The sequence below is a fragment of the Ruegeria sp. HKCCA0370 genome (assembly GCF_013033705.1).
Classification (GTDB): domain Bacteria; phylum Pseudomonadota; class Alphaproteobacteria; order Rhodobacterales; family Rhodobacteraceae; genus Ruegeria.
The window spans coordinates 179635-186677 of sequence record NZ_WQEP01000009.1 but is presented as its reverse complement, the minus strand read 5'-3'; the positions used below and the strand labels follow the sequence as shown (position 1 = coordinate 186677).

General features: G+C 53.8%; 4 protein-coding genes. All 4 read left to right on the top strand.

All coding sequences use genetic code 11. The features are described 5' to 3' along the window. Window positions 1–291 precede the first annotated feature (291 nt). The 4 genes from GOW31_RS17810 (at window position 292) to GOW31_RS17795 (ending at window position 6896) form a co-directional block, all read left to right on the top strand. Window positions 292–1959 carry a hypothetical protein gene (locus tag GOW31_RS17810; RefSeq protein WP_171171918.1) on the top strand — a complete coding sequence of 556 codons (1668 nt, stop codon included), beginning with the start codon at window positions 292–294 and terminating at the stop codon, window positions 1957–1959. 152 nt (window positions 1960–2111) lie between these two features. Further along, on the top strand, window positions 2112–3623 hold the full coding sequence (locus tag GOW31_RS17805; RefSeq protein ID WP_171171917.1) for a hypothetical protein: 1512 nt from the start codon (window positions 2112–2114) through the stop codon (window positions 3621–3623). Then, a complete protein-coding gene (locus tag GOW31_RS22305) occupies window positions 3620–5755 on the top strand; it encodes a BadF/BadG/BcrA/BcrD ATPase family protein (protein ID WP_171171915.1) in 2136 nt (711 codons plus the stop codon). Before GOW31_RS17805 ends, GOW31_RS22305 begins: the two co-directional genes overlap by 4 nt. Then, on the top strand, window positions 5706–6896 hold the full coding sequence (locus GOW31_RS17795; RefSeq protein ID WP_171171913.1) for an acyl-CoA dehydratase activase-related protein: 1191 nt from the start codon (window positions 5706–5708) through the stop codon (window positions 6894–6896). Before GOW31_RS22305 ends, GOW31_RS17795 begins: the two co-directional genes overlap by 50 nt. Window positions 6897–7043 lie beyond the last annotated feature (147 nt).

Below are 7043 nucleotides of genomic sequence, written 5' to 3'. Positions count from 1 at the left end.
ATCGCTGTCCCAAGGTCTTCCTTTCAGCCATCGCGCTCGCAGCAACCGTCATCTACTGGTTATGAATCCTGACCCTAAGAAACTCTGCTTCCAACTCAAATGAACTAACAGTAGAAATCACTGCTCAACTCGGACTCGGCGAGGCGGCTTGCCGGGCCTAAAAATTGCAAAATCATGCGAAACACCTTAAAATCAGCAGATTAAAGCCAAAAGCCATTTCCGGTTTTTGACAGCAAAGTCATACGAATACAGAAAATTCTCGGCTGAATTTTATTTCGTGGAGCCAAAAATATGACTGGAAAAAACACCTTTATTGACATGCACACCCACCTGTTCACGGCGCGTTATTTGCCGTTGCACAGTATCTTCTACTCGTTCTTATCGCTGTATTGGCTTTCGCTTGGCTTGGCCGTGCTGGCGGTTCGTGTGACCCGCATGAGCGACTTCAGCAGACCCGCGACGGAAGAACCTGATCAGGGCGATTTGATCGACGCATTGCTCAATCACGATGTGGACCAGCTTATGCGGGCCATTGCACATCCGGTTCGTGAGAAGATTAGAGAGTTTCAATCGACACCCAACCCCAGCCACCGGGATTGGAAGGACATAGAGGAGTTGATCCGAGCCCTGAACGATATTGACCATGATATCAATTATTCAAGGGCGGGCGACCTCCCAATAGGTGTTCAGCTTGTGGGCGGTGACAGAATTTCTGACAGGTCCGCTTTTGGAGACAGTGGCACGGACCCTGATTTGCTGGATCGGTTTATGGCCGAGGCCTTCAGGGTCGCTGGTCAAAAAGCGGCAGAAAGCGATTTCTTTCATGAAGCTGAACACATGCGCTCGGGTGGGTTGTACAAACCTGGCTCTGATGCAGGCTTTCGTGCCGCAGGCATTCCAACCGATCAAATCGGTAGCATCTTTCAGTTGCTTGAATTTATTGTCATCATGACCTTGTCCGAGCGAAACCGGTTCAAAGCGCTCAAGAGGGATTTCAAGAAGAATGGTCAGCCGAGTGACCCGGAAGCCAGCCTTTTCGTGGGCGTCCTGCTGGATATGCACCGCGCCTTCGAAAAACTCAAGAAGCCTGGGATGCTTGGGTTCTTACCGCCGTATTTTGACTTCACCGAACAAATGGACCGGATGCAGTTGCTCGCGGCTGAGAACCCGAATGAATTGATCAATTTTGGTGCGGTTGACCCGTTTCGAGGCGGGAACTGGAAACAGATCGTCGATTCAGGCGTTGCACTCGGAATAACGGGCTACAAAATCTATCCGCCCTTGGGGATCCGCCCGATCGATATGCGCGGCTACCAGACCCCAGTCGCCTCTGGGCGAAGTCTGGACAAGTACAGAGAAAAAGCATCGAACCCTGCGCCCTACCCGATGGCACAGGCCAAGATGGGTGACATCATTCGCCATTTCTCCAGCCACAACCTGCGTTTGTTTGCCCATTGCAACCCGATGGGGTTTCAGGTGGAGGAAGGATACGGCATCTACTCCGATCCAGCGTTATGGAAGCACGCGATGGAGACCCACAATGCCCGGAACCTTTGGTTGTTCCTGGCTCATGGTGGTGGCGCAAAAGAAGTAGATTGGATGGGATGGGCAGCTACCAACAATTTTGACCAAACATTTGCCTATCGTGCTATTCGCTTGGTTGAGGAATTCGACAATGTTTATCTTGGCTTGGGTCATATTTTGGGAATTCTGGATCCAAAGCTTAAGACAAAGATATTCCAGCGGCTAAAATCAGTACTAGTGGGCAAGAGAACCAAGAACGCACCGCACCATTTCCGGGACAAAGTGTGTTTTGGAACGGATTGGGCGATGCCCCTGATGGTCGGCAGAACCCGTGAATACCTGATCGAATTTGACACGTTCTTCAGCGATCCACAGATCAGTCCTTGTGCACCTAACTTTTTTGAAGGGAATGCAAAAAAATTCTTGGGTATTTGATGGGTTTTCAGGCTGAGAGTGCCTGACCGGCGCCCAAGACAACCTGAATTTCCGATGGCCCTGTTTCAAGCGGATTCCCGGTGCAGGGGGCGATTCAGGAATATTATATTGTGCATTGTAAATACATGTTATGTTGGTTGGGGGGTATTTTTATGAGTCGTATTTTGGAAGAGTCCTATAGGGCTTACGAACCTCGTCCTTTTACTGCGGATCAGCGCAAGGATGTCACCTTGTTGTTTGGTGGGGTCACATGGCGCGCCGAAAAACTGCTGGAAGGCCTGTTCAAAAGTGCGGGTTACAATGCGCAGCGCCTGCCTGATGTGACAGTTGAAGACTTGTACCTGGGACGTGAACTGGCGGATGTCGGACAGTGCTGCCCCACCGCCTTCACAACGGGCAACTTGTCGAGTTTTCTCAGAAACGAAGCCGAGGCTATCGGTGCTGACGAAGTGGCCGAAAAATATGTTTATGTGACCGCCGGGGCCTGCGGGGCCTGCCGTTTCGGTCAATATCACCAAAGCTATGAGCTTGCGCTGAAGAACCTGGGGCTCGAGGCGTTCAGGATGTTTCTGGTTCAACAGCATGAAATCGATCAGTCGAAAGGCAAAGACGCCGGTTTGCAGACTGATATTCACCTGCTGCTGAGCACTGCCTTGGGCATGATGGCAGCGGATGCCATTCAGGATCTGGAATACCAGCTGCGGCCCTATGAGCTAGAGCAAGGCGCGACCAACAGGGCGGCGCAGAAGGCGGTTTCCGAGATATACGACGCCATGTTGAGCAGGCCTAAGCAAATGCCGAAATGGGGATCAGTCCTGTGGCATTCGACGACCCGACGCTTTCTGAAGGCCATGAGGCGTGCGCGCGGTCATTTTGAAGACATCCAGCTTGATCGATTGAGGGTCAAGCCGATGGTCAAAATCACCGGCGAGTTCTATCTGGCCACCGCCGAAGGGGTGCAGAACTACAATATGCACAAATGGCTTGAAGGCGAAGGCGCCGAAGTTCAGCCGGCGCCGATGGTCGTATGGTTCGATTACCTGATGCGGTATGGCGGACAAAAGCTCAAGCTGGGCTTCGGGATAAAAGACAAAGCGCGTCAGAACTATGCTCTGTTGAAACTTGGGCGGCGCTTTTTCAGGTTCAAATACGATCAGATGCGCCGGATGCTTGGGGGCGTTCCCCGCCCGATGCCCGATCAGGACAAGCTGCGGGAACTGGCGGCTCCTTTTTTTGACAACATGATCAACGGGGGTGAAGGTGATTTGCTGATCGCCAAGGCGATCTGGGCGCATACCCAGCGAAAGGCACATATGATTTGCGAGCTGTCGCCCTATGGCTGCCTTCCAAACACTATGAGCATCGGCGCAATGGCGGCCGTACAGGGCCGGTATCCCGACATGCTGTATGCCCCAATCGAGGTAAAAGGGGACAGCGACGTACATGCTTTGTCGCGGTGCCAGATGGTGCTGGCAGACGCCAAGATCCGCGCGCAGGAGGAATTTGAATCTGCTCTTGCCGCCGCCGGGTTGACTGCGGACGAGGCCAGAAAGCGCGCCAAAGAGCATCCCAAGGTCAACACGCCATTTTGGAAAGTTCCCCATCGCGGCGCCGTGGGTACCGCATCCAATGTCGTGCTTGAGCTGGGAAATGCCACGTTGTGAAATTCGCTGGGGTAGATATTGGATCGACAACTGTAAAAGGCGTCGTGGTAGAAGATGGCGAAGTCATCTGGAAAGCCTATGGTCGTCACAAAACACGCCAGGCCGAGAAAACCCTTGAACTGCTGTCGCAGATGGAGCTGGAGGCCGGCCTGACCGCCGGTCGCGATGTTGTCACGTTTACAGGATCCGGGGCAGGGACACTGGCAGATCATGTGAACGCGCGGCAAATCCAGGAGGTTGTCGCCGTCGCCGCCGCCGTCGAAGCGTTGCATCCGGATGTGCATTTCGTGTCTGAAATTGGCGGTGAAGACATGAAGACGTTATTCTTCACGCCAACTACCGCAGGTAAGGCCAAGCAGGTCTATATGCAATCAGCGTGCAGCGGCGGTACGGGCACCTTTATCGAAAAGTCCGCACGAAAACTGAACATTTCCCCGGACGAACTGACCACTCTGCCATTCGATGGTCAAACCCTTCATCGGATCAGCGCCAAATGCGGGATCTTTGCAGAGACGGACGCAAACAGTCTGGTCAAGGCCGGAGTTCCCAAGACCGAAATCATCGCAAGCTTGTTCGACGCGGTCGTGCGGCAGAACCTGGCGACTTTGACAAAAGGCAACACCCCCACACCATCGGTGCTTTTGCTGGGTGGGCCGAACATGTTCTTTCAAGGTCTTCAGCAGGCATGGGCAAGCCATTTGGCCGCGCTCTGGGACGAGCGCAATGTCGTATTGAAAGCAGGACAGAGCGTCACCGATGCAATCCTGGTTCCCGGCGATGCCTTGTACTATGCAAGCCTCGGCTGCGTCGAGATCTCTCGTCGGGAACAAAATATATCCCGGGCCTATTCCGGCACGGATGGCCTGAAATGGTGGGTGGAAACAGGCCAGCACGGTGAAAAGGCCAAGACCGGGCAAGAGGCCTTGGCCCGGAACGGTGAACTCGTCCGGTTCCTTGAGGATTTTACCCAACCCGTGATCCAGATGCCCCAGCCCGTTGCGGCCGAGGCATACTATGTCGGGTGCGATTTCGGCAGCACTACGGTCAAGGCGGTGGCGTTGGACCGCGACGCTGAAATCAAGGCTTCGGTCTATCAGCACAGTCAGGGAAACCCGATCGAAGATGCCAAGTCCGTTTTCCGCAAGTTGCGTGATGCAGGGATCGAGAATATCGGCGCTCTTGGCCTGACGGGGTATGGGAAAGATCTGCTGAAGGATATTTTGGGGGCGGACGTGCCAGTGGTTGAGACGGTCGCACATGCGGCTGCTGCCATGCACATACATCCCGACGCAGACGCGATATGCGACGTCGGTGGGACCGATGTCAAAATCATGCTGTTGCGGCAGAAAGCGGTCGTCGATTTTCGGCTCAATTCCCAATGTTCTTCCGGCAATGGTGCGTTTCTTCAAGGCGTTGCCGAACGCTATGATGTCCGGCTGGAGGACTATGCCGAAAAAGCCTTCAGCGCCAAGCGGATGCCGAAACTGATGATGGGGTGCGGCGTGTTCCTTCAGTCCGACATCGTGAACCAGCAACGCAAAGGGTGGGCGGCAGAAGAAATCATGGCAAGCCTTGCTGCGGTCCTGCCTCTGAATGTTTGGGTCTATGCCGGGCAGTTTCAGAACCTCAAGGCCATCGGCAGGAAGTTTGTCCTGCAAGGTGGAACACATCGAAACCTAGCGGTCGTCAAAGCCCAGATCGATTTCATCAGGGGTAAAATTCCTGACGCGGAAATTACCGTGCACCCTCATGCTGGCGAGGCTGGCGCTTTGGGCGCCGCCCTTCTTGCGCTCGAACATGTGAACACCGGGCAAACGTCCCGCTTCGTCGGGCACGACCGCGTCGAAGAGTTGGAATATGTCAGTACAACCAACAGCAAAACCACCTGCAAGTGGTGTGCGATGAACTGTAGCCGGGCCTTTGTGGATGTTCAGATCCCCGGCGGTCGTGGCCGGGCAAACAGCAAGGTTCCTCTGGCGGAAGGGTGGGAGCGGGTGATTACCGGCAATTCTTGCTCGAAAGGGTTGATTGAAGACGCAGCTGAGATGAAAGCGCGAAAAAAGCAAATCGACGAGGAAGCGAATGCCAATCCAAATATTGCAGAAAGCGTTCGCGAAGGCGCCTTTCGCTAAGTCCAAACCACCCAAGCGGGATTTTCGGATCGGCATCCCTCGGGTCCTAAACCAGTGGTCGACGCACAGGTTTTGGACGACATTGTTCGTTGAACTGGGAATAGGTCGCCGCAATATCGTCTATTCGTCGGACACGTCGGAAGCACAGCAGCTGAAATTCGGAAAAGGGCGTGGTGCTGTTGATTGCTGTTACCCCGTCAAGTGCATGTCTGGCCACTATGGTGAATTGCTGGACGGGCAAAAGCGCCCCATTGATATCCTGTTCGTTCCCATAATCCTGACTGTCCCATCCTTTTTGCGGGGTCATGTCCGGGAAAACATGGCCTGCCCACGCGTCATTGCCGGCCCCGAAAGTACACGAGCCGGATTTCGGCGGGAAAAGGACGTGTTCAAGGAACTGGGCGTACATTATCTTTCGCCGGCCGTGTCCTTGGCAGACCCACAAATTGCGACCCGGCAGTTGTACGACGCCCTGAAGGGTGTAATCACCGACTTGCGCTTGGCTGAACTGCGCGCTGCGGTTGCCAAAGCCTATGACGCCCTTCAAGAGTTTGATCAGAGTCTGCGGCGGCAAAGTCTGGCGGTACTGTCCGAATGCGCCACACAACATCGACCTTGCATCCTGGCCTTGGGCCGCCCTTACCACATGGACACCGGAATTGGCCACGCCATTGAAAGTGAGTTGCAGGCCTTTGGTTATCCGATCCTCTGGGGTCAGTACCTGCCATTGGACGCAGAGATACTGGATTGGTTATACGGCGATCTGATCAAAGCTGGCCGAATTCAAAGCCCTTTTGACATTTCGGATATTTGGAAAACATCCCACAGCGCAAACACCAACGAACTTCTGTGGGCTGCACGCTATGGATCCATTATGCCGTGGATAACCTGTTCAATCCGGTTCTCCAGTTATGAATGCGGAATGGATCAGCCGACTTATTCACCAGTCCAGGAAATTACCGAAGCGCTTGGAACGCTTTTCTTTGTGTTTCAGGATCTCGATGAGACGAAACCTGCCGGATCTGTTCGAATTCGTGTGGAAACCATTGCTTACTATCTGGAACAGAAATCACCGAAAATCATTCAGAGCAAACTGGAGGCCCTGAAAACTGCACCACCTGAATTGCTGTTGCCAACTTGATCCAATGGCCGGTTTTCAGGGTGGTAGGGCACCCGTTTGCGGGCGCGAGGCCAAAAGCGGTTCAGGCTGTGTTGACGTCGCGACGCGAAAGTAGCTTCTGAACAAACAACCTGGGGCTTATCGACTAAGATGGGGATTTGGGGGATA

What these genes read in the sequence shown, in the direction of transcription:
- GOW31_RS17810 (WP_171171918.1), top strand. Translation starts at nt 292, where the DNA reads ATGACTGGAAAAAACACCTTTATTGACATGCACACCCACCTGTTCACG.
- GOW31_RS17805 (WP_171171917.1), top strand. Translation starts at nt 2,112, where the DNA reads ATGAGTCGTATTTTGGAAGAGTCCTATAGGGCTTACGAACCTCGTCCT.
- GOW31_RS17795 (WP_171171913.1), top strand. Translation starts at nt 5,706, where the DNA reads ATGCCAATCCAAATATTGCAGAAAGCGTTCGCGAAGGCGCCTTTCGCT.